Source organism: Azospirillum sp., assembly GCF_035627195.1.
Taxonomy (GTDB): Bacteria; Pseudomonadota; Alphaproteobacteria; order Azospirillales; family Azospirillaceae; genus Azospirillum.
In genome coordinates, this window is sequence record NZ_DASPMG010000043.1 from 1 (window position 1) to 19,498 (window position 19,498).

The following is a 19,498-nucleotide window of genomic DNA, read 5'->3' on the forward strand; positions in this document are numbered from 1 at the left end:
TGAGGATCGGCGGATCGACCAGCAGGGCGCGGGCGATGGCCAGGCGCTGGCGCTGACCGCCCGACAGGTTGGAGGCGCCTTCCTCCAGCAGGGTGTCGAAGCCCTTGGGCATGCGCTCGATGAACTCGGTGGCGCCGGCCATGCGCGCGGCGCGCATGATCTCCTCCAGCGTGGCGTGGGGTTTGCCGGCGGCGATGTTCTGGCGGATGGAGCCGCGGAACAGGAAGGATTCCTGGAGCACCACGCCGATCGACGAGCGCAGGTGGTCCAGGTCGAGATCGCGCAGGTCGTGGCCGTCGATGCGGATGGAGCCGCCGTGGATCGGGTGCAGCTTCTGCAACAGGCGGGTGATGGTGGTCTTGCCCGAGCCCGAGCGGCCCATGATGCCGAGGATGGTGCCGGCCTCCGCCTTGAACGAGACGTCGTCGAGCGCCCAGGCGGCCCCCGTCGGGTAACGGAAGCGGACGTTGCGGAATTCCACCTTGCCCTGGATGCGCGGGCGGGTGCCGATGCCCGAGCGGCCTTCCTCGGCCGGGTGGTTCATGATGTTGCCCAGCATATCCAAGGACAGGCTGACCTGCTGGAAGCTCTGGAAGATCTGCGACACCTGGACCAGCGGGCCGACCACCCGGCCGGTCAGCATGGTCATGGCGATGAAGGAGCCGACCGACAGCGACCCCTGCAGCACGAACCACGCGCCGAACAGCACCACCACCATGTTGATGGCGACCTGCAGGAAGTGGGTCACCGACTGCATGCCGATCATCAGCCGGCCGACGTCGAACTGGCGCAGCAGCGTCTGGGTGGTGCGGTTGTCCCACTCCTTGCGCTGGCGGGCATCCAGCGCCAGCGACTTGATGGTGCGCATGCCGTGGATGGTTTCGACCAGGAAGGCCTGTCGGCGGGCCTCCGTCTCGGCCACCGTGGCCAGCTTGCGCTTCATGTACGGGGTGGTGACCGCGAACACGACGCACAACAGGGCGGTCATGCCCAGGATGATGATCGCCAGCGGCGCGTGGAAGTAGAACATGAAGGGAATGAGGAAGGCGAGCGTGACGCATTCCAGAAGCGTCGAGAACACCTGCCCCGTCAGGAAATTGCGGATCGTCGAGGTCTGGGTGACGTTGCGCAGCACCACGCCGGCCGAGGCCGTCTCGAAATAATGCATCGGCAGGCTGATCAGCCTGTTGAAGACGCGCACGTTCAGGATTGAATCGATGCGGTTCGTCACCACCAGCGTCATGTAGCCGCGCAGGTAGTTGAACACCACCTGGAACAGCACGACCATGACATAGCCGGCGGCCAGGACGTACAGGGTGCCGTACGCCTTGTGAACGACGACCTTGTCCAGGATCAGCTGGGTCAGGATCGGCGCCGCCAGGCCGAACAGGCTCAGCATGATGGCGGCGATGGCGATGTCGCGGAACAGGCGGCGCTGGCGGATGATTTCCGGGAAGAACCAGCGCCAGCCGAACGGCTGTTCGACGTCCGTCAGCTTGTAATGGCGCTTGAGCAGCATCACCCGGCCGTCCCACGCCTGGGTCAGGCGCCGTTCGTCCACGGCGATCATGCTGTCGTCCGGTACCAGGGGGTCGTGCAGGATCATCACCGGCACGCCCTCGATCGCGGTCGTGTTGACCGCCACCATGGCGTTGCCATTCTTCAAGATCAGCATCACCGGGAAATCGCCGCCGAGATCGACGAGTTCCTCCCAGCTCAGCGTGGTTTCCTTGGCCGACAGTCCCAAGCCTTCGGCCATGCCCAGGATCTGGTCGGTCGAGGCTTCCTGGTCGCCGATGCCGTACTGCTTGAGAAGGTCCTCGGCGATGACGCCGATCCCTCTTTTTCCAGCAATGAGGGCAAGGCTCTTGACGACGGTGTGGGCGCAGACCGCGCTTTCGGACATGGGCAATGTCTCTTGAGTTTGTCTTTCTTCACTCGAACGGCGAACAGGGAGCGTAGACCGGCCATCCCGAAAGAGACAATCATCTTATGGAGGCGGTTCTGTGGCTAAAGTGAGCCCATGCGCGGTCGATGGAGGCTAAAGATATCAGAGCCGGCGCCGTCGCTCAACGAATGCGCCGTCGGCACCGCCATCCACCCGCCGGGCGTGAGCCGCCGGATGGAATCGCGCCGTTTTCCGGGCGCGGCCGGCGATGGGGCTGTTTCGGATGGCTGATTGTGCGGCGCCGCCGGGTTTCCTACACTTGGGATCGTCACGGCCTCCTCAAACCGGGCGAACGATGTCGACCGACCTTGCTGAGAAGAAACCATCCCTGGCGGCCGGTGCCCAGGCTTCCCTGATGGCGGCGCCGTCGGTGGCGGTGCTGATCCCCTGCTACAACGAGGAGGTGGCGATCGGGGTGGTGGTGCGCGACTTCCGCCGCGCCCTGCCGGACGCCGCCATCCACGTCTACGACAACAATTCGCGCGACCGCACGGCCGAGGTGGCGCGGGCCGCCGGGGCGGTGGTGCGGACCGAGACGCTCCAGGGCAAGGGCCATGTGGTGCGCCGGATGTTCGCCGACGTCGAGGCCGACGTCTATGTGCTGGTGGACGGCGACGACACCTACGACGCGGCGTCGGCGCCGCGGCTGGTCCGGCATCTTCTGGACCATCAGCTCGACATGGTGAACGCCGCGCGGAGCAGCGAGGCCGAGGCTGCCTACCGGCCGGGCCACCGCTTCGGCAACGTGGCGCTGACGTCGATGGTGGCGTGGATCTTCGGCAACCGCATCCACGACATGCTGTCGGGCTATCGGGTGTTCTCGCGCCGGTTCGTGAAGTCGTTCCCGGCGCTGGCCACCGGCTTCGAAACCGAGACCGAGCTGACCGTACACGCGCTGGAACTGAACATGCCCGTCGCCGAGATCGCCACTCCCTACAAGGAGCGGCCCCCGGGCTCGGCCAGCAAGCTCAACACCATCCGCGACGGGGGGCGCATTCTCCGGACCATTCTGGTGCTGGTGAAGGAGGAACGGCCGCTGGCGCTGTTCAACGGCGTCTTCGCCATCCTGGCGCTGGCGTCGCTGATGCTGGCCGCGCCCGTGGTGGCGACGTGGATGGCGACGGGGCTGGTGCCGCGTCTGCCGACGGCGCTGTTGTCCACCGGCATGATGCTGCTGGCCTTCCTCAGCCTCGCCTGCGGGCTGATCCTGGAAACGGTGACGCGCGGCCGCAAGGAGATGAAGCGGCTGTTCTACCTCGCCCAGGCGGCCCCGCCGGGGCGGAAGGTGTAACATCGTGCAACCCCGGCGTTTCAGCCAAGTCCTTGTTTTTTATCAAAGGCCGGTGAAACGGGCGCAACGGGGTGAAACGGGGCGCAACGAGGGCGCGCGGACAAGCCTTTGATCGGGATGGCTTATTCCGCCCGCCGCAACCGATGTAACCGATGTAACCGATGTAACCGATGTAACCTTTCCCGGTTCCACCCGCGCGGCGACGCGCGGAATCCGGGTATGGATGCGCGCGCAATATAGAACATTTAGTGAACTTTTGCAAGTGTGCCTCAGCCGGCCGTGCCGTCGCCTCAAAACACCGCCTGCGGTTGGAATCCCCGGACGACCTCGGCGAAGTAGGGGCTTTTGCCGGCGCCGGCGGCGTAGGCGAGGTAACCGATCGCCTCGATCCGGCCCATGATGTCGTGCAGCGTCCCGTGGCGTTCGGCCGGGGTCTGCGCCGCCTGATGACGGGCGATCAGGGCGTCGGTGAGGGCGACGGTGGAGTCCACATAGGCCTGATAGTCGTCCCAGTGGTTGACCAGCCGGTCGTAATGGCTGCGGGCGAAGGCCAGGGCGTGGCGCTGGTAGACGCCACGCTGCTCGGGGTGCTTGTGGATGAAGCGCAGGTCCTCCTCGCCCCGGATGAAGCGGGCGCGGGCGTAGCTCCTGGGCGTGAAGTAGCTGTCGTGCCAGGACATCAGGTCGGGGACGAACTCGATGCTCCAGCCCTTGGCGTAGAGCCGGTAGCCCATCTCGATGTCCTCGCCGGCCGGCTTGGGAAAGCTCTCGTCGAACACCCCGGCCTCGTCGAAGGCCGCCCGGGCCAGGCTGGTGTTGCAGGTGATGAAGTAGGAGAAGTCCAGGATTCTGCGGGCCTTCAGCCAGCTGAAGGGGAAGATGTGGGTGGTGGCGTCCACGGCCGCCGTGAACAGGTCGGACCTGTACTCCGGCATGATGCGGAAGTTGCCGAGCACGATTTTCTTCTCACCCGGGCCGGCGGCGTCGTGCAGGTCAATGTGTCGGCGGACCGCGCCTTCGGTCAGGATGGTGTCGTCGTTGATGATCAGCACCAAGGGCGCCGTTCCGGCCGCCAGCGCGCGGTTGCGCGCCGCCGCCGGCCCCTGGTTGGCCTGGGAAAGCACCCGGACATCGAGGGTGGAGGAACGGTTTTTCAGCGCCTCGGCCGTGCCGTCGGTCGAGCCGTCGTCCACCACGATGACGTCGAAGGTGCCGGGCGGCGTGTCCTGGCGTTCCAGCGCCTCCAGGCAGCGGGTGATGCGCTGGAGCCGGTTGCAGGTGGGGATGATGACGGTAAGCCGCTTGGTCATGGTCCTGTTCCCGAAATTCACAGCGCCCAGTCGAGGTCTTGCGCCTCGACCACCTTTTCCTGGTGGCGGATGTAGTGGGTGGGATCGTCCACCGGGGCGGGCTCGACGATCGGCCTGGCCTCGCCCAGGCCGAAGATCGAGGCGTAGTCGCCGTGGAAGCCGTCGCAGATCGCCTTGGCCGAACAGCCGTCGCAGGCGGCGGCGTAGCGGTATTTGCAATCGGTCCCGGCGCGCAGGCGCGCGTTGTCCCGGTACATCTCGGGATCGCGCTCCTCGTGCGGGGTGGCGTCCAGCTCGGGGAACACCTCGTAGAACAGGGCGGCGCGCGGGTAGGTCATGTCGCGCAGCTTGGGGCGCGCCGTCAGCTCGCCGCCGGCCATGCGCTGGGCCTGCTGCCCGGTCCACGACCACGAGGCGTAGTCCCATTCGTGCAAGTCGTAGGAGAGCTGCTGGAAATTGTACATGGACTTGCGGTGCCGGGGCTCGACCATGCACAGCGGGAAATAGCGCACGTTCGCCTCGATCCCGGCGGCTTCCAGGATGTCGAGCGCGCGGTTCAGCGGGCCGGCGACGTCGGTGTAGCCCGGCACGTTGTGGCCCGACCGCTTGCCGCCGGCGGCCTGATCCTCGAACGGGTTGAAGGTCAGGAAATTGACCACCCGCGCGCCGGCCGTCACCGCCAGCTCCGCCACCTTCTCCAGCTGCGTCAGCACCGGCTTGGACAGCACGACGTTGAAGCGGAACGGCAAACCGATTTGCATCAGGTTGTCGAGTGCGCGCATCTGCTTGACCGAGCCGCCGGGCACGCCGACGATCCTGTCGTAGGTGTCGCCGATGCCCTGGATGGAGAGCAGCAGGTCCTGCACCCCGGCCTCCTGGAGCTTTTTGCAGCGCTCCATGTCGGCCAGCAGGATGGCATTGGAAATCAGCGTCGGGGCCAGCCCGATGGCGCGGCAGTGGCTCACCAGATCGTAGATCGGCTTGTAGAGCGTCGGCTCGCCGCCCTGGATGTCGATGGCGTTGTTGCCGTAGGTGAAGCGCAGGGTGTCGCAGATCGCCTTCGCCTTGTCGAACGGCATGAAGGCGTGCTCGGGATGGTCCTTGTTGGCGATGCGGTCGAGGAAATAGCAGAAATGGCAACGGATGTTGCAGGTCTGCCCCAGCCACAAGACACCGCGCCGGGTCAGCACGCGCTTGGTGGTCTTGCGGAAAGAGGTATCGACCGTGACCCGATCGTCCATGACTCGAAGGCTCCTTGTGCCTTATTGCCTAGTTTCTCGGCAATATTTGCCGTGCTTGCGGCATGATTTGCCGACTTAAGCCCAGCGATAGCCCAATTCCAGCAGGGCGCCATGGGCATCGGCGTGCCGGGGCATGAGATCGACGGCGCGCAACAGGGCCTGGATCGCCGGTTCGCGCTCGCCCCTTTTCGCCAGCGCCGCTCCCAGCGCATGGAAGGATGGGGCGAAGTCGTTCTTCAGGGAAACGGCGGTGCGGTAGCACTCCAGCGCCCGATCCAACTCGCCGCGCGCCTCGTGGACGCTGCCCAGGTTGATGAACGCCTCGACGTAGTCCGGCTTGGCCGCGATGGCGCGGGCATAGGCGGCCTGTGCCGCGTCCAGGTCGCCGGCCTGCTGGTGGCAGGTGCCGAGCCGGCGGATGGCGCCGGCGTGGCTCGGCTTGATCCCGATGAGCGTGTCGAAGGCGGCCGCCGCCTCGCGCGGGCGGCCCAGGTCGCGCAGGGTGATGCCCAGGTCGTTCCAGGCGTCGATGTAACGCGGGTCCGTCTCCACCGCCCGGCGCAGGGCGGCGACGGCCTTTTCCGGGGTGTCGGTGTGGCGCGCCGCCAGGCCGAGCACCCGCCACCACACGGCCCGCGCGCCGTTCAGCGCCACCGCCCGCTCCATGAAGCCGACCGCCTGGGGCAGGGCGCCGGCGCACAGGGCGAGGTAGCCCGAGGCGGCCAGGGCCGAGGCGTCGGCGGGATCGCGGGCCAGGGCCTCGGCGCACCGGATCTCGGCCTCGGCGTGGCGGTTGGCGGTCTTGTCCCCGACCATGACGCAGATGGTATCGAAGAGATCGGCGGTGATCGTGTCCATGCGGCGGTATTCCCAGGGGCGCTACGGGCTCTGACGCAAGCAAGCCCTGGGCCAGGGATAGTGGAGCGGCGCGCCGGTCACAAGGCGATTGTCGGCCGTCCCACGGAAGTTTCCCTTTGACAGGGCCGCCGGGGTGGGAGCTACCAAGGGCACGGGGCGGGCAAAAAGGCAGGAAACGCGGGCGATGGCAGGCTTTCTGGTCACGGCATGGCGGAACACCTTCGGCGAGGGGAGGGGGGAAACCCTGGCCGATTTGACCGCCGCGCGAGGTTTCGCCGACAACATGGCCGACGGGGCGATCGACGGGGTGGCCTGCGCCCATGGCCTGGACGGGCTGGACGCCGACGCGGTGACGGCGGCGCTGGCGGAGTTCCGGCGGGTCGCCCGCCGGGGCCTGATGCTGAAGGCGGGCGGCCATGACCGCCGCTGGTGGGAGGCGTGCGCGTTCGCGGCGGGCTGGCGCAAGCACCCGCTGTATCTCGGGGTGACGCCGTACCACGCTCTGGAGCGCGAGGCGCCGCCGTTCACCCTGGCGCTGGAGCGCATCCCCGATGCCGCCTTGGCCGCCTATCCGCTGGCCCGGCTGGCGGCGGAACGCGATCTGCACATGGACATGCTGCGCGAGCCCGGCCGGCGCGCCGACGCCCATGTCGTGCGCTACGAGCTGGCGGCGGAACTGGTGGAGCCGGGCGCCCGGGTGCTGGACGTGGCCTGCGGCCTGGGCTACGGCAGCGCGCTGCTGGCCCGGCGGACGGCGGCCGCGCGGGTGGTCGGCATGGACGCCAGCGGCTGGGCGGTGGATTACGCCACGCTCAATTACGCGGCGCTGGATGAGAGGTTGTCGTACCGGGCGGGGGATGCCTGTGACTTGTCGGCGTTCGCCGACGGCGCGTTCGATCTGGTGGTGTCGTTCGAGACCATCGAGCATCTGCCCGACTACCGCCCCTTCCTGGCCGAGGTGGCGCGGGTGCTGAAGCCCGGCGGGCGGCTGATCGCCAGCGTGCCCAACCTGTGGATCGACGAAACCGGCACCGACCCCAACCCCTGGCACTTCCACGTCTTCGACTGGCCGCGCTTCGAGGCCCTGTTCGGCGGGACGCTGGCCCTGGAGCGCCGGTTCTCGCAACGGGCCGGCGGCGGCATGCGCGACCCCGGGGCGGCGCGCGAGCTGGCGGAAGTTCAGGGCGACGGGCCGGCGGACTCCGAATGGTGCCTGGGCGTGGTGGTCAAGGCCGGCGGGGCGGCGGCGTCGCGGGACCGGCGGACGCAGGCGGTGTGGGCCGGGCGCGGCGTCGATCCCCGCGCCGTGCGGGCCGAGCGGGAGCGGCTGGAGGCTGAGATCGGCGGGATGCGGCTGCGCCAGCTGGCCCTGCGCGGGGCGGCGTTGCTGGCGGCGGGGCAGCGGGAGCGGGCCGACGCCTGCTTCGCCGCCGCCGAGGCGCGCGATGCGCGCTGGGGGGCGTGGTTCGTCGCCCAGGCGCTGCTGGGTCAGGGGCTGCTGGCCGAGGGCTGGGCTTGGTTCGCCCGGCGGTTCCCGTCACCGGTCGAGAGTTTGACGGGCCAGCGCGTGCGGGTGACGGGTGGGCCGGGCCTGGGCGACGAACTGATGTTCGCCTCCTGCCTGCCCGACCTGATCGCCGCCGGGGCGCGGGTGGTGGTCGAGGGCGACCCGAGGCTGGCGCCGCTCTACGCCCGCTCGTTCCCGTTGGCCGAGGCGGGGGCGGCGGATGCCGAGGTGGCGATGGCGGCGCTGCCGCGCCTGTTCCGCCCCGATCTGTCGCGGTTTCCGGCGGCGGGCGGCTATTTGAAGGCCGATCCGGCCCGCGTCGCCTTCTGGCGGGGACGGCTGGCCGAGTTGGGCGACGGCCCCAAGGTGGGCTTAAGCTGGCGGGGGCGGCGCGGGTCGGGCAGCCTGGAGACGTGGCGGCCGGTGCTGGATGTCCCGGGGGTGCGCGTCGTCTCGCTGCAATACGATCCCGATCCGGCGGAAGCGGTGCATTCCTGGCACGATCTGGATTTGACCAATGATCTCGACGGGGTGGCGGCGCTGATGTCGGCGCTCGATCTCGTGGTGACCGCGCCCACGGCGGTGGGCGATCTGGCCGGGGCCGTGGGCGTGCCGGTGTGGCGGGCCGGCTGGGACGACGACTGGGCCATGCTGGGGACCGGCCGGCGGCCGTGGTATCCGTCCATGCGCCTGTTCACCGTGCCGCCGGGCGAGCCGCTGGACGGGGCGGTGCGGGCGATGGCGGCGGGGTTACGCGTACTCCACCATTTTAGCGGCTAAAATGGCGGCGTTGCATAAAACGACCCTTTGCGGCATGGTGAAAGGCGCCGTTGATATCTGACGGCAAACAAAACGCCTCCTTGAGAGTGCGAGTCTCTGGAGGCGTTTTGCCAGTCGGCGGTCCTAACGGAACCACGGCTGAGGAAGCAGGTAGACAGCCTTGATGAACCGTGCGAGGGCATCGAAAAAGGCAGTCCACCCGGCAAGGGAAACCTTGCCCATAGTCACCTCACCTTTTGAAGATCCAGCCGCGCGGCCTACCACCGCGTGGCATGGTGGCGCTTTGACCACAACCACCCTTATAATATCGGTTGCGACGCTTAGTAAAGGGCTTATTGCGCGGCATGTTCATGGAAAATCATCACCATTTTGGTGATGAGGGCGCAGAGCCGGCTTACCTACATGACGCAACACCATTTTGGTATACCGGTTGTAAGTTCGCCTTACATGTAAGTTTACCTTACGTAAACGCTACTTACATACGATTTTTTACACCACAAATCTAGTGGCATAAGGAGTTTTGCTTCGGACGCCAACAGCCCCATCCCATCCATCCTTCTCCATTGCCACCCTTGTATATCCGCCGGATATCCGTCATATTGTTCCCCAGATGCCAGGGAGGGCATGATGCAGGTGCAAGTCGCCCGGTGGGGCAACAGTCTGGGCGTTCGCATTCCGAAGGACATCGCCAACCGCGTCGGTTTGACTGAAGCGACGCGCGTCGAGATGGAGGCGGAGGGTGACCGGATCGTGATCTCGGTCAGCCGGCCGCGTTATTCGCTCGATGAGCTTCTGAAGGGTGTGACGCCCGAGGCCATGCGCGAGGCGTTCGACTGGGGGCCGGACGTCGGCCGTGAGATCGTCGAATGATGGCCTACGAGCCCGATGCCGGCGACCTGATCTGGACCGACTTCGATCCGCGCGTGGGCCGGGAGCAGAGCGGGCGCCGGCCGGCTTTGGTGGTGTCCCCCGTGGCGTTCTGGCGCGCCACGGGATTTGCCATCGTTTGCCCGATCAGCAGCCGCATCCGCCCCTTTCCGAGCAGCGCGGTATTGCCCGACGGGTTGCCGATCATGGGCGAAATCCTGACCAGCCATGTCCGTAGCATCGACACGCTGGCCCGCCCCATTATCCCTGTTGGGGCCACGGTGCCGCTAGCCACGCTTGAGGAGGCTCGCGGCAAGCTGGCGGCGTTGGTGGGGATGTGAAGAGGCGCCTTTTTAAAGCGCCAACCGCTCCGGCAACCCTTTGATCCACCCCTTATCCGCCTCATACCCCCGCGCCTGGAGGCGCTCGCCGGTGTGGGCCTGGATCGCCTCGCCGTCGGCGCGGGTGACGTAGTGGCGCCAGTCGCCGACGATGCCCTTGCGGGTCATGGCGGTGGGGTTGTCGGGGTCCTCCTGGCCGCGCGACCGCCCGCCCGACAGCCGGGCGAAGGAGGACGCCTCCAGGCAGCCGCGCAAGATGGCCTCGTCGCCGGCCACGCCCAGGGCATCGAACAGCCGCTTCAGCTCGCCGGCCTGATCGCCGTGCAGCGTTTCGTAGCGCAAGGTCAGGTCGGCGATGGGCAGGATGTGATCCACCGGGCCGGTCCAGTGGCCGACCCAGTAGGCGATGTCGTCCGGCGTGAAGAAACGGTCCAGCCGCACGTCGTCGCGCTTGAGCACGAAACGCTCGTGGCGGGCGCGCTGGACCGGGTTCCACTCCGTGTCCTGGCGGCGGCGCTTGAGCCAGTTGAAGACGCCGCTGGTCAGCACGTCGCGCGGGTCGCGCTCCAGGTAGACGATGCGGGCCTCGGGGAAGTCGCGGCGGATGCCCTCGGCCACCGTGGCGCAGGAGTCGAGGTAGGGGGTGAGCTTGTCCACCACCAGCCTTTTGCCGCTGGTGTCGTGCGCCAATTCGAACAGGCTGCGGGCCAGCCGGCCGGTCATGCGCCGCGCCAGTTCCTCGCGCGGCAGGTCGCCGGCGGCGGCGGGATAGTTGTTGTAGCCCGACATGATGTCGACGATGCGGTCCAGCGTGAAACGCGGGTTGGACCGCCCGGTGACGGGATCGTCCACCCACATCTCGAAGAAGCCGCCGTACAGCCGCTGCTCGGTGCAGACGATGTCGGGATGGGCGTTCAGCGCCGCCTTGGTCCAGTTGGACCCCGAGCGGGGCGAGGAGATGAGGAAGACGGGCTGGAACGTCATGGGGAACTCACGCGACGAAAAGCTGCGACTGTCGTAGCATAACCCTTCCGGCCAAGGCGACAACGACCGACCCATGCTTCCGACCTTCAAGGAAATCCGCATCGAGAACACCAACCGTTGCGGCCACGCCTGTTTCTTCTGCCCGCGCGAAAAGCTGACGCGGGATCAGGGAGTCATGGGCGTCGAGGACTTCCGGTTTCTGCTCGGCCGCCTGTCGGACGCCATCCCCGACTTCCGCCGGCTGGTCCACCTGCACGGCTACGGCGAGCCGCTGCTGGACAAAAACCTGCCGGACAAGGTGCGGCTGACGCGCCGGACATGGCCGGAGTGCGGCCCGTGGATCACCTCGACCCTGGGCCTCCGGGTTTCGGAGGATTATCTGCGCGCACTGGTGGACAGCGGCCTCAAAGTGCTGAAGGTCAGCGTCTACGGCCTGACGCGCGAGAGCTACCGCAAGGTTCACGGCGTCGATATGTACGATGTCGCCATGGCCAACCTGGACCGGGTGACGCGGCTGGCGGCCGAGGCCGGCAGCGGCCTCGTCATCGACACCAAGGACGCCTTCCACGACATCCATGACTCGATCGGCATGACCGACGAGCTGTCGGGCAGACCGGCGGGAACCAAGCTGCTGCACAATTACGGCAACGGCCGCGCCTACAACCCGCCCGGCACCGGGCCGCGCCACGCCTGCTCGATCATCGAAGGTCACCGGCGGGAGATCCTGGTGGTGACCTGGGATCTGAAGGTGGTGCCGTGCAGCTTCGACTTCGACGCCACGGTGGTGTTCGGCGACCTGCGCGGCCAATCCCTGGCGGAGGTGTTCGACAGTCCCGCCTGCCGCGCCTTCATCACCGCCCACCGGACGGGCCGCGCCGCCGACTATCCCGTGTGCGGCCGCTGCGACGCCGGGCCGTTCGTGGAGTTGCCTCAGCCGTAGCCGAACAGGGCCATGTCGCGGGCGAAACGCTCCTCCACCGCGCGCCGCACCGCCGGGTCGGCGCCGGCGGCGGCGCGGAGCGCGGGATCGGCCGTCGAGCGGTTGACGTGCGGCAGGTCGCCGCTGCGGCAGGGCAGGTCGAGCGTCCGCGCCACCCGGTCGAAATCCGCCGCCAGATTTTCGTAGCGCACCACATGGCCCGGGTCCTGGACGGCGCCGTCAAGGGTCAGGAAATCGGCGATCGGCGCGATCTTGTCCAGGAAGTCCAGGAAGGCGTCCGGGTTCCAGACCGCCTCCAGGGTGACCCAACGGCCGTCCGGCTCCTGCCGCATCCAGCGGTTGGGGGAGAAATAATAGGAAACTGCGCGCGCGAAGGGATGGCGGACGCTGATGATGCGCCGATAGGCCGCCAGCCCCCGCCCCAGCACGGCGTGGTAGTCGGCCAGCGTGGCGTGCTTGGTCGGGGTCCGGGGACCCAGAACCTGAAAACGGTCGATCCCGTCCTGGTAGCTTTCCGCGACAACCCGCTGGTCCTCGCTGTACGGCTCCAGGACGGTCTGGATCGAGTTGCCCCCGGTCTTGGGTACGTGCAGGTAGATGAAGCGGTAGGTTTCGGACAGCATCGGCGGCCTTAGTCCTCGGAATAGCCCAGGAGAGCGAGGCTGGCCCGGTAATCGGCGTTGCTCTCGAATTCCACCAGCAGATCGGGCGGGCAGTCGCGGCGCGGCAGGCTGAGGAACTCCCGGCGGCCCAGGCCGCGCGAGCACTCCGCCATGGTGTCGCCCGTCACCTTGTCGTAGGCGTGCCAGTGGTCGAGGAACGACGGGTCGAACGGCAGGTCGAGGCGGCGGCAGATCTCGGCGATCCGCCGCTCCGGCGCCGCGACGATGTCCTCGTAGCGCAGGAAGCCGACAGCGATGCACTGCTCGGCGAAGCGGCGGTAGCCGGTCAGGAACATCCCCACCTTCAGGTGCGGGGCCATGCCGGGTCGCAGCCGCGAACTCAGGTACTGGTCGATCGGGTGACGGACGACGCAGGCGTTGCGGACACGGAAGCGCTCCGCCAGCGCCGCCGCCGTGGACAGGCGGTACGAGGGCGAAAAGACGAAGGGGACCCCGATGAAATCCAGGTGGGTCCAGTCCCGCACCACCACGGCCTTGCCCAGCGATTGGGCGCGGCCGGCGATGGCCTCGACGGTGAGGGCGAAAGCCTGGTCGGGGGGCGTGCCGGGGGGAAGGTCGACGGTGACGCCGTCCAGCCCGAACCAGTCGCGGCTCTGCTCCAGCGGGTCCACCACATGGCGCAAGGGGTGGATTTCCGACAGCACCAGCACGCCGTTCATGGCGCCCAGGCAGCGGTTCAGCAGCGTTCCGCCGGTCCGCGCCAACTGGTGGATGACCCGGATGACCGGCTCAGTCGGCATGGTTCCCCCCGCCGTCGGCGGGCGCGCCGTGGCGCGGCAGCAGGTCCCACTCACCGTGGGTGTCGCAGAACGCCTGAAGGCGCCGGCCGTGCTCCGGGGCCAGGTGATCGAACACCCGGCGGGCTTCCGCCCAGTTGTGGGTGACGTAGTCGCGCAGCTCGGGCCGGTCCCACTCCTTGTCGTCGCCGATATGGCAGGTCAGATGCGCGTCGGTCAGCATCAGCATGTTCCGGCTGAACGCCACCATGTTGTAGAGCAGGCTGCGCATCACGCCGCCGGCGGCGATGCAGGCGTCGCTGCGCCGGTAGTGGGGGAAGGCGGCACGGGGAAAGACGAAGCAGTCGAACCCCTCATGCGGCCGCCCCGGTTCGGCGGCGGCGAGCGGCAGCCAGGAGGCGTCCGGCGGATAGGAGGCGACGGTCCGCCGGTTGATGGTCAGCGCATCGAAGCCCAGGTCCAGCAGCGCCGCGATGGCGTCGTAGAAGCCCGGGGCCGGGCAGATGTCGGTGTTGGTGAAGATGATATGCCCGCCATCGTCTCCATCATCGCCCGGCCCCCCGACGCCGGCCTCCAGCAGGTCGAACAGCAGGGGCAGCGGGCGGGGGACCTGAAAACGCCGCCCGTCGAGCACCGTCCGCCCGATGGTGGCGTGCCGGTCGAAGAACGCGGCCGCGAAATCCCGGTCGTCGGGAAAGCCGACCGCCACGGTGTCCACCCGATGCCGCCCGGCGGCAAGCTGCCGCGCCTGCGCCAGGGCGGCGAAGGTCAGCCGTTGCGTCCGGTCGCCGACCGAGCCCGGCGGGCAGCGGTAGGGGTTGATGATATGGGTGAAGCGGTGCCGGGTGCCCGGCAGCCGCTCCGGCAAGGCACCGCACCGCTCCCGCAGCAGGGCGTGCAGGGATTGCCCGATGTCCTGCTTGTGGACGTTGTCGGTCAGTCGCATGGTCCCTCCCCGGGATCGGCCGTCCGTTCGACCGGAACGGCCATGTCCTCGAACACCCGGCGGTGCGCCTCCACCGCGTAGTCCGGCACCGGGCAGCCGTGGCGGCGCAACGCGTCGAGCCCGTTGAGCGTCAGGCGGCCGCGGCAGCAGGGCTCGCCCAGCCGGACCAGCGGCCGCACCGGCACCAGGGCGCCGGCCAGCCCGGGGCGTTCGCGCTCCAGGTCGTGGAACAGGGCCTGGATCGTGCGGATGTCGTAGTCGCCCGGCAACTCGGGGCTGAGGAACACCCGGCGCAGCAGGCCGGCGCGCGCGAACTGGTGATGCCAGAAGCCGAAAAGGCCGGAATAGCGCTGGCGGCGGAACGTCTGCCCGGCCAGTTCGACCGGCGGGCCGGTCAGCGTCTCGTGCCAGTGGATGAGGCGGACGGCCGAGGCGTCGCCCCCCTCTCCGGCGGCGAGCCGGGCGCCGAGCGCATCGAGGGCGGCCGGGGCGGGGATCGCCTCCGGGAAGCGGTCGTCGATGCACCAGTAGACCCAGGCGTCATCGTCCAGACCGTCGAGCAGGGCCGCCATGGTCGCGCGGATGTCGGGCGGGCTGTCCACCAGCACCACGTCGGGGCGGGCCGCCAGGTAGGCCAGGGACGGGTTGGTCCGGCGGTCGTTGACCGGAATGCGGAAGCGCAGCGGGCAGCCCGGCCAGAGGTCGCGGTAGCTCTTGTGGACCAGCTCGGCCAAGCCCGCCTGATGATCGAACGTCAGGACAACCGCGTCCATGCGCCACGGGGCGGGGGATAAGGAAGGCATTCGTCGGATTCTATTCGGCCCTCAGCGGTAGACCAGAGGCTCGATGGCGCGGGCCTGACGCCGCGCCTCGGCGGCTTCGGCGGCGCGTCCCTGGGCCTCCAGAACGGCGGCCAGCGCCGCGTGCGCCTCGGCCAGGAAGGCATCCTGGGCGGCGGCCTGCCGGTAGGCGGCCTCGGCCTCGGCCAGCCGGCCCAGCTTCTCCAGCGCCCGGCCCTCGCCCAGGGTGCGGACGGCGTCCCCGGCCAGCGCCGGGTCCAGCTTGACGGCGCGGCGGTAGGCGGCCAGCGCCAGCGCCGCCTGATCGCGGCGAAGCTGCCGCTCGGCCAGATCCAGCTCGATCCGTGCCGCCTCGCGCGGGCAGCCCAGCACCTCCAGCGCCCGCGAGCGGCCGGCGAGCGCCTGGATCTGTTCGGGGTTGAGGTCCAGCGCCTGATCGAACAGCGCCACCGCCTCATCGGCCCGGCCGCGTTTCAGCAGCACGTTGCCCAGGCCGATACGCACGATGGCGCGCTTGGGCAGGATGGCCAGCGCCCGGCGGTAGGCGTCCTCGGCCTCGTCCAGTCGCGACAGGGCCTCCAGCACGGTCGCCAGGCCCTGGTGGGCCAGCCCCAGATCGGGGTCGGCCGTCAGCGCCCGGCGCAACGCCTCCAGACCTTCCGCCGACTGCCCGGTTTCGTGCAGGGCGAGGCCCAGGTTGGCCAGGGCCGGGGCGCAATCGGGACGGAGCGCCAGCGCCCGGCGGGCGGCCTCGATCGCTTCCCGCGGCCGCTGGAGCTGACGCAGGGCGAGGCTCAGGCCGGCATGGGCCTCGGCGCAAGCCGGATCGAGGCTTGCGGCCTCGCGGTAGGCGGCTTCGGCGACGAAGGGGCGCAAGGCGTCGATGCGGGCGTGGGCGAAGGCGATCAACTCGCGCGCGCCGTCTTCGCGGCGGCCGAGGCGGGCCAGGGTTTCGGTCAGCGCCTTCAGGGCGTCCAGGTTGTCGGGGGACAGCTCCAGCGCCTTGCGGTAGGCGGCCAGGGCGTCTTCCGCGTGGCCATCGCCGGCCAGGAGGTCGCCCCGCTCGGCGTGGCGGGTGGACAGGCTGACCAGCCGCCGGCCGGCGCGCGGCGGGTCGGCGGCGGCGGCCAGCTCGACGGCGCGGCGGTAGGCCGCCTCGGCCTCGTCCAGCCGGTCCATCAGCACCAGGGCGTCGCCCAGGCTGGTGTGGGCCTCGACATGGTCGGCACGCCGCTCGATGGCGCGCTGGTAGGCGCCGGCCGCCGCGTCGGCGTGGCCTTGCAGCTCGAAGGTGGTGCCGAGGTCGAAGGCGGCGTCGGCGAGGTCGGTGTCGCCGGCCCGCGCCTGATCCAAGAGATCGTTTGAGGTCTTCTCGTCGCCCAGGATTTCGAAGATCACCGCCATGTTGGCCAGGCTGTCGGGGTGGTCGGGGAGGATCGCCATCGCCCGGCCGTAGGCGGCGATCGCCGCCTCGTACTTGCCCTGGACCAGCAGCGCGTTGCCCATGTGGTAGTGGTAGCCGGCTTCCGCGTCGTCACGGATCGCCCGGCGCAGGGCCTCGATGTCGGTGGCCGTCTTGCCCATTTCCCGTTCTCCCGCCTTCATCCGGCAACCACGACGAAACCATAGGCCAGCCGGCGCACCGGCAGGCGTTCCAGACCGGCGGCGGCCTCGGCGAGGAGTGCCGCCCCCGCCCGGCCGTCACCTTGCATTACCATCACAAGCCCGAGATTGTGCAAGGCCGGCGCGAACCCCGACGCCCGGTCGAGCGCCCGGCGCAGCGGCGGCACGGCCTCGGCATGGCGGCCCCGGCGGGCCAGGGCGGCGCCCAGGTCGTTGGCCGGGGCGGGATCAAGGGGCAGCAGCTCGGCCGCCCGCTCCAGGTATTTGAGCCCGTCGCCCGACTTGTCGCGCGCCGCCAGTTCCGCCCCGAAGGCGGCGAAGCGCTGGGGCAGGTCGGCGGGCAGGTCGGGGGCGGCGAGGAAGACGCGGGCCATCTCCTCCGCCGGGGCGCGGATGAAGGCGCCGTAGGCGGCGTAGAAGGCGTTTTCCACCCCGTTGTCGTGGGGGGCCGGCACCAGGGCGCGGAAATAGTGGTCCTTGTAATGGCTTTGGAAATTGAGGGTGACCGCCGGCGTCCAGGCGTGGCGGTGGCCCCGGAACAGGGCGGCGTAGAAGAAGATGGTGTCGCACAACGGCGAGAAGACGCGCGGCATCGCCGCCCACAGGTCGAGGAGGTCGAAGGCGTCGCGCGTGACCATCAAGGTGGAGGTGTCGGCGTGGCCGGCGCCGTCGGCCGCTTCGCCTTCGGCCAGCAGCACCGCGCCCGCCAGGCTCCAGATGCGCCGCCGCGCGCTCACCACCGGCGCGCCGGTGGCGCCGTGCAGGGCGACGAGGCCGGCGATGTGCCCCGGCTCGTACCAGTTGTCGGCGTCGAGGAAGGCAACGGCGTCGAATCCGTTGTCGCGCGCCCACGCGGCGCCGATATGGCGCGGGGTGTTGCCGTTGTCGCCGTGGGCCTGCGGCAGCCGGATGTGTTCCACGTCCCAGCCGTCGATCTCGGCGCGGGCGAAGCCGTCGGCCACCATGACATGGCGGCAGGAATGGGTCTGGCCGGCGACGCTGTCATGGGCGCGGCGCAGGATGTCGGGGGATTCCCGGTAGTAAGGCGTGACGACGGCGACCTTCATCGCGGACCCTTCTCCTTTCGGAAGGGCAGTCTATCAGCCTTCCGGCGGCGCGGCAGCAGCGAAGGGGCTGCAAAAAAAAGGCCGCAACGGAGAACCGGCGGCCTGAAGTCTAGGGAGGAAACGCTCCACTAAGAGCGTATTTTTAAACGTATGTTGCGACGCAGCATGGGGCAAGGGGACGAACGGTCGCACCCCCCCTGTTCCAAGGGATCAGAAGCTTTCCGTGGTGTAGCGCCACACCCGGAGGTCGGCGGCCCAATGGTCGGGGGGCAGACCGGCCTTGGCCTTGAGATGGCGCACGAACTGGGCGGGATCGGGCAGCTTTTCCCACACCGAGGGCAAGAACAGCCCGCGCCGGCCGGCGCTTTCCAGGATCAGTCCGTCGACGCCGGGCCGCAGCCGCGCCACCAGATCGGCCTCGTCCTTGAACGCCATCAGCCGCGGGGTGGACAGGATGGAGACGTGGATGTCGATACGCCCCGCCTCCTCGGCCGTCAGCGGCGGGAAGCGCGGGTCGCTGAAGGCGGCCTTGAAGGCGTTGTGCGCCACATCGACGGCCAACGGCTGGTGCGGCACCAGCGAACCGATGCAGCCGCGCAAGTTGCCGTCCAGGTTGACCGTGACGAAGGCGGCACGCCACGCCTGCAACGCGACGGGAAAGGTGGTGGCGTCCACCGGCGGGCAGGCGCCGGTGGCCAGTCCCCGCTCGATGCCGGCCTTGGCCACCCACTTCAGGGCGGCGCGCTCTCCTTCGGCCAGTCGGGCGGAGGCCGCGTCCTCGAAGCTGATGGCGGCGTAGCCCACCACCCGGTCGCGGTTGCCGGCGGTGTCGCCGGAGTTGCGGTAGTCGAGCGTGGTGGCGCGCAGATCCAGCGCGCGGGCGCGGCGGATCAGCCCGGCCATGGCGCGGAAGCCGCAGGCGCGGCGGCCGTCCAGCCGTTCGGCCTGGAGCGTTTCGACGAAGCGGCAGGTTTCCAGGTCGGTGGCGCGGGCGTCGCCATAGGGGGTGTAGTGGGACAGGTCGGAGGAAATGACGATCAGCGTCTCCGGCCCGCCCCACAGCCGTTCCAGCATCCGCTCCACCAGATCGGCCGAGGCGCCGCCGACCAGCAGCGGCACCACCTTGAAGGCGCCCAGGCGGCGTTGCAGGAAAGGCAGTTGCACCTCCAGGCTGTGCTCCATCCGGAAGGCGTCGTCCAGCACCTGGATTTCCGGGAGGGTGAGCAGCGGCGAAATGGCGTCCCAGTCCACCGGCACGAGGCCCAGCGGGGTTTTCAGCGCGCTGACGCTGGGCACGGCGATGCCGTTGAAGGCGTGGCGGTGCGCCGGCCCCAGCAGCAGCACCCGCGTGATGTCCGACACGTCGTCGCCCAGCGCGGCGTAGGCGGTGCCGGCGATGGGGCCGGAATAGCCGTAGCCGGCATGCGGCGCGATGATGGCCTTGGGCCGGCGGGCCGGCGGCCGGGCGGTCGTACCCAGTGCCTGGTCCACCTGACCGGCCAGGACGTCGGGGGCGGCCGGGTAGAAGTGACCGGCCACCTGTGCCTCGCGGATGGACATGATCCGGAGCCCTCT

Annotated in this window: 17 protein-coding genes; 5 read left to right on the top strand and 12 right to left on the bottom strand. The window is 69.1% G+C overall.

Going from position 1 to position 19,498, the window contains the following annotated elements; all coding sequences use genetic code 11:
- Positions 1–1,906 (bottom strand): peptidase domain-containing ABC transporter (locus VED21_RS03495; RefSeq protein WP_324880920.1); only part of this gene is annotated, 1,906 nt, incomplete at its 3' end.
- A 337-nt stretch (positions 1,907–2,243) separates the two neighbouring features.
- Here VED21_RS03495 and VED21_RS03500 point away from each other — a divergent pair.
- Positions 2,244–3,239, top strand: coding sequence for a glycosyltransferase family 2 protein (locus VED21_RS03500; RefSeq protein ID WP_414638150.1), 996 nt, complete (start codon positions 2,244–2,246; stop codon positions 3,237–3,239).
- Positions 3,240–3,529: 290 nt separating this feature from the next.
- Here the strand turns inward: VED21_RS03500 and VED21_RS03505 are convergent, their stop codons facing one another.
- The 3 genes from VED21_RS03505 to VED21_RS03515 all read right to left on the bottom strand — a co-directional run bounded on the left by VED21_RS03505 (position 3,530) and on the right by VED21_RS03515 (position 6,648).
- Positions 3,530–4,549, bottom strand: coding sequence for a glycosyltransferase family 2 protein (locus tag VED21_RS03505; protein ID WP_324880921.1), 1,020 nt, complete (start codon positions 4,547–4,549; stop codon positions 3,530–3,532).
- Between the two features lie 17 nt (positions 4,550–4,566).
- Complete coding sequence (locus VED21_RS03510) at positions 4,567–5,790, bottom strand: radical SAM protein (protein ID WP_324880922.1); 1,224 nt, start codon at positions 5,788–5,790, stop codon at positions 4,567–4,569.
- A gap of 75 nt (positions 5,791–5,865) precedes the next feature.
- Positions 5,866–6,648 (bottom strand): tetratricopeptide repeat protein, encoded by a 783-nt coding sequence (locus tag VED21_RS03515; protein ID WP_324880923.1) that lies wholly within the window; start codon positions 6,646–6,648, stop codon positions 5,866–5,868.
- A 184-nt stretch (positions 6,649–6,832) separates the two neighbouring features.
- On the opposite strand from VED21_RS03515, the gene VED21_RS03520 reads away from it, so the two are divergent.
- The 3 genes from VED21_RS03520 (at position 6,833) to VED21_RS03530 (ending at position 10,143) form a co-directional block, all read left to right on the top strand.
- Positions 6,833–8,935, top strand: a complete 2,103-nt coding sequence (locus tag VED21_RS03520) for a class I SAM-dependent methyltransferase (protein ID WP_324880924.1) — start codon at positions 6,833–6,835, stop codon at positions 8,933–8,935.
- Between the two features lie 624 nt (positions 8,936–9,559).
- Positions 9,560–9,805 (top strand): AbrB/MazE/SpoVT family DNA-binding domain-containing protein, encoded by a 246-nt coding sequence (locus VED21_RS03525; protein ID WP_324880925.1) that lies wholly within the window; start codon positions 9,560–9,562, stop codon positions 9,803–9,805.
- Positions 9,802–10,143: a type II toxin-antitoxin system PemK/MazF family toxin gene (locus VED21_RS03530; protein WP_324880926.1), complete on the top strand. Its 342-nt coding sequence runs from the start codon at positions 9,802–9,804 to the stop codon at positions 10,141–10,143. Before VED21_RS03525 ends, VED21_RS03530 begins: the two co-directional genes overlap by 4 nt.
- 12 nt (positions 10,144–10,155) lie before the next feature.
- On the opposite strand, the gene VED21_RS03535 is transcribed toward VED21_RS03530, so the two are convergent.
- Positions 10,156–11,127: a sulfotransferase gene (locus VED21_RS03535; protein ID WP_324880927.1), complete on the bottom strand. Its 972-nt coding sequence runs from the start codon at positions 11,125–11,127 to the stop codon at positions 10,156–10,158.
- Positions 11,128–11,200: 73 nt separating this feature from the next.
- On the opposite strand from VED21_RS03535, the gene VED21_RS03540 reads away from it, so the two are divergent.
- On the top strand, positions 11,201–12,067 hold the full coding sequence (locus VED21_RS03540; protein WP_324880928.1) for a radical SAM/SPASM domain-containing protein: 867 nt from the start codon (positions 11,201–11,203) through the stop codon (positions 12,065–12,067).
- Here VED21_RS03540 and VED21_RS03545 read toward each other — a convergent pair.
- From VED21_RS03545 to amrB, 7 genes are all read right to left on the bottom strand, one after another.
- Positions 12,058–12,690 (bottom strand): sulfotransferase family 2 domain-containing protein, encoded by a 633-nt coding sequence (locus VED21_RS03545; protein ID WP_324880929.1) that lies wholly within the window; start codon positions 12,688–12,690, stop codon positions 12,058–12,060. The two genes, VED21_RS03540 and VED21_RS03545, sit on opposite strands and share 10 nt — an antisense overlap.
- Before the next feature lie 8 nt (positions 12,691–12,698).
- Positions 12,699–13,490, bottom strand: a complete 792-nt coding sequence (locus VED21_RS03550) for a hypothetical protein (protein ID WP_324880930.1) — start codon at positions 13,488–13,490, stop codon at positions 12,699–12,701.
- On the bottom strand, positions 13,480–14,433 hold the full coding sequence (locus VED21_RS03555; RefSeq protein WP_324880931.1) for a hypothetical protein: 954 nt from the start codon (positions 14,431–14,433) through the stop codon (positions 13,480–13,482). The genes VED21_RS03550 and VED21_RS03555 overlap by 11 nt, the downstream gene beginning before the upstream one ends.
- Positions 14,424–15,206, bottom strand: a complete 783-nt coding sequence (locus tag VED21_RS03560; protein WP_324880932.1) for a hypothetical protein — start codon at positions 15,204–15,206, stop codon at positions 14,424–14,426. Before VED21_RS03560 ends, VED21_RS03555 begins: the two co-directional genes overlap by 10 nt.
- Positions 15,207–15,257: 51 nt before the next feature.
- Positions 15,258–16,817 carry a tetratricopeptide repeat protein gene (locus VED21_RS03565; RefSeq protein WP_324880933.1) on the bottom strand — a complete coding sequence of 520 codons (1,560 nt, stop codon included), beginning with the start codon at positions 16,815–16,817 and terminating at the stop codon, positions 15,258–15,260.
- 17 nt (positions 16,818–16,834) lie between these two features.
- Complete coding sequence (locus VED21_RS03570) at positions 16,835–17,923, bottom strand: glycosyltransferase (RefSeq protein ID WP_324880934.1); 1,089 nt, start codon at positions 17,921–17,923, stop codon at positions 16,835–16,837.
- Positions 17,924–18,133: 210 nt separating this feature from the next.
- The gene (amrB, locus tag VED21_RS03575; protein ID WP_324880935.1) at positions 18,134–19,483 is read right to left on the bottom strand and encodes an AmmeMemoRadiSam system protein B; all 1,350 of its coding nucleotides are present in this window, start codon (positions 19,481–19,483) and stop codon (positions 18,134–18,136) included.
- Positions 19,484–19,498: the final 15 nt, after the last annotated feature.

What these genes read in the sequence shown, in the direction of transcription:
- VED21_RS03500 (WP_414638150.1), top strand. Translation starts at nt 2,244, where the DNA reads ATGTCGACCGACCTTGCTGAGAAGAAACCATCCCTGGCGGCCGGTGCC.
- VED21_RS03505 (WP_324880921.1), bottom strand. Translation starts at nt 4,549, where the DNA reads ATGACCAAGCGGCTTACCGTCATCATCCCCACCTGCAACCGGCTCCAG.
- VED21_RS03510 (WP_324880922.1), bottom strand. Translation starts at nt 5,790, where the DNA reads ATGGACGATCGGGTCACGGTCGATACCTCTTTCCGCAAGACCACCAAG.
- VED21_RS03515 (WP_324880923.1), bottom strand. Translation starts at nt 6,648, where the DNA reads ATGGACACGATCACCGCCGATCTCTTCGATACCATCTGCGTCATGGTC.
- VED21_RS03520 (WP_324880924.1), top strand. Translation starts at nt 6,833, where the DNA reads ATGGCAGGCTTTCTGGTCACGGCATGGCGGAACACCTTCGGCGAGGGG.
- VED21_RS03525 (WP_324880925.1), top strand. Translation starts at nt 9,560, where the DNA reads ATGATGCAGGTGCAAGTCGCCCGGTGGGGCAACAGTCTGGGCGTTCGC.
- VED21_RS03530 (WP_324880926.1), top strand. Translation starts at nt 9,802, where the DNA reads ATGATGGCCTACGAGCCCGATGCCGGCGACCTGATCTGGACCGACTTC.
- VED21_RS03535 (WP_324880927.1), bottom strand. Translation starts at nt 11,127, where the DNA reads ATGACGTTCCAGCCCGTCTTCCTCATCTCCTCGCCCCGCTCGGGGTCC.
- VED21_RS03540 (WP_324880928.1), top strand. Translation starts at nt 11,201, where the DNA reads ATGCTTCCGACCTTCAAGGAAATCCGCATCGAGAACACCAACCGTTGC.
- VED21_RS03545 (WP_324880929.1), bottom strand. Translation starts at nt 12,690, where the DNA reads ATGCTGTCCGAAACCTACCGCTTCATCTACCTGCACGTACCCAAGACC.
- VED21_RS03550 (WP_324880930.1), bottom strand. Translation starts at nt 13,490, where the DNA reads ATGCCGACTGAGCCGGTCATCCGGGTCATCCACCAGTTGGCGCGGACC.
- VED21_RS03555 (WP_324880931.1), bottom strand. Translation starts at nt 14,433, where the DNA reads ATGCGACTGACCGACAACGTCCACAAGCAGGACATCGGGCAATCCCTG.
- VED21_RS03560 (WP_324880932.1), bottom strand. Translation starts at nt 15,206, where the DNA reads ATGGACGCGGTTGTCCTGACGTTCGATCATCAGGCGGGCTTGGCCGAG.
- VED21_RS03565 (WP_324880933.1), bottom strand. Translation starts at nt 16,817, where the DNA reads ATGGGCAAGACGGCCACCGACATCGAGGCCCTGCGCCGGGCGATCCGT.
- VED21_RS03570 (WP_324880934.1), bottom strand. Translation starts at nt 17,923, where the DNA reads ATGAAGGTCGCCGTCGTCACGCCTTACTACCGGGAATCCCCCGACATC.
- amrB (WP_324880935.1), bottom strand. Translation starts at nt 19,483, where the DNA reads ATGTCCATCCGCGAGGCACAGGTGGCCGGTCACTTCTACCCGGCCGCC.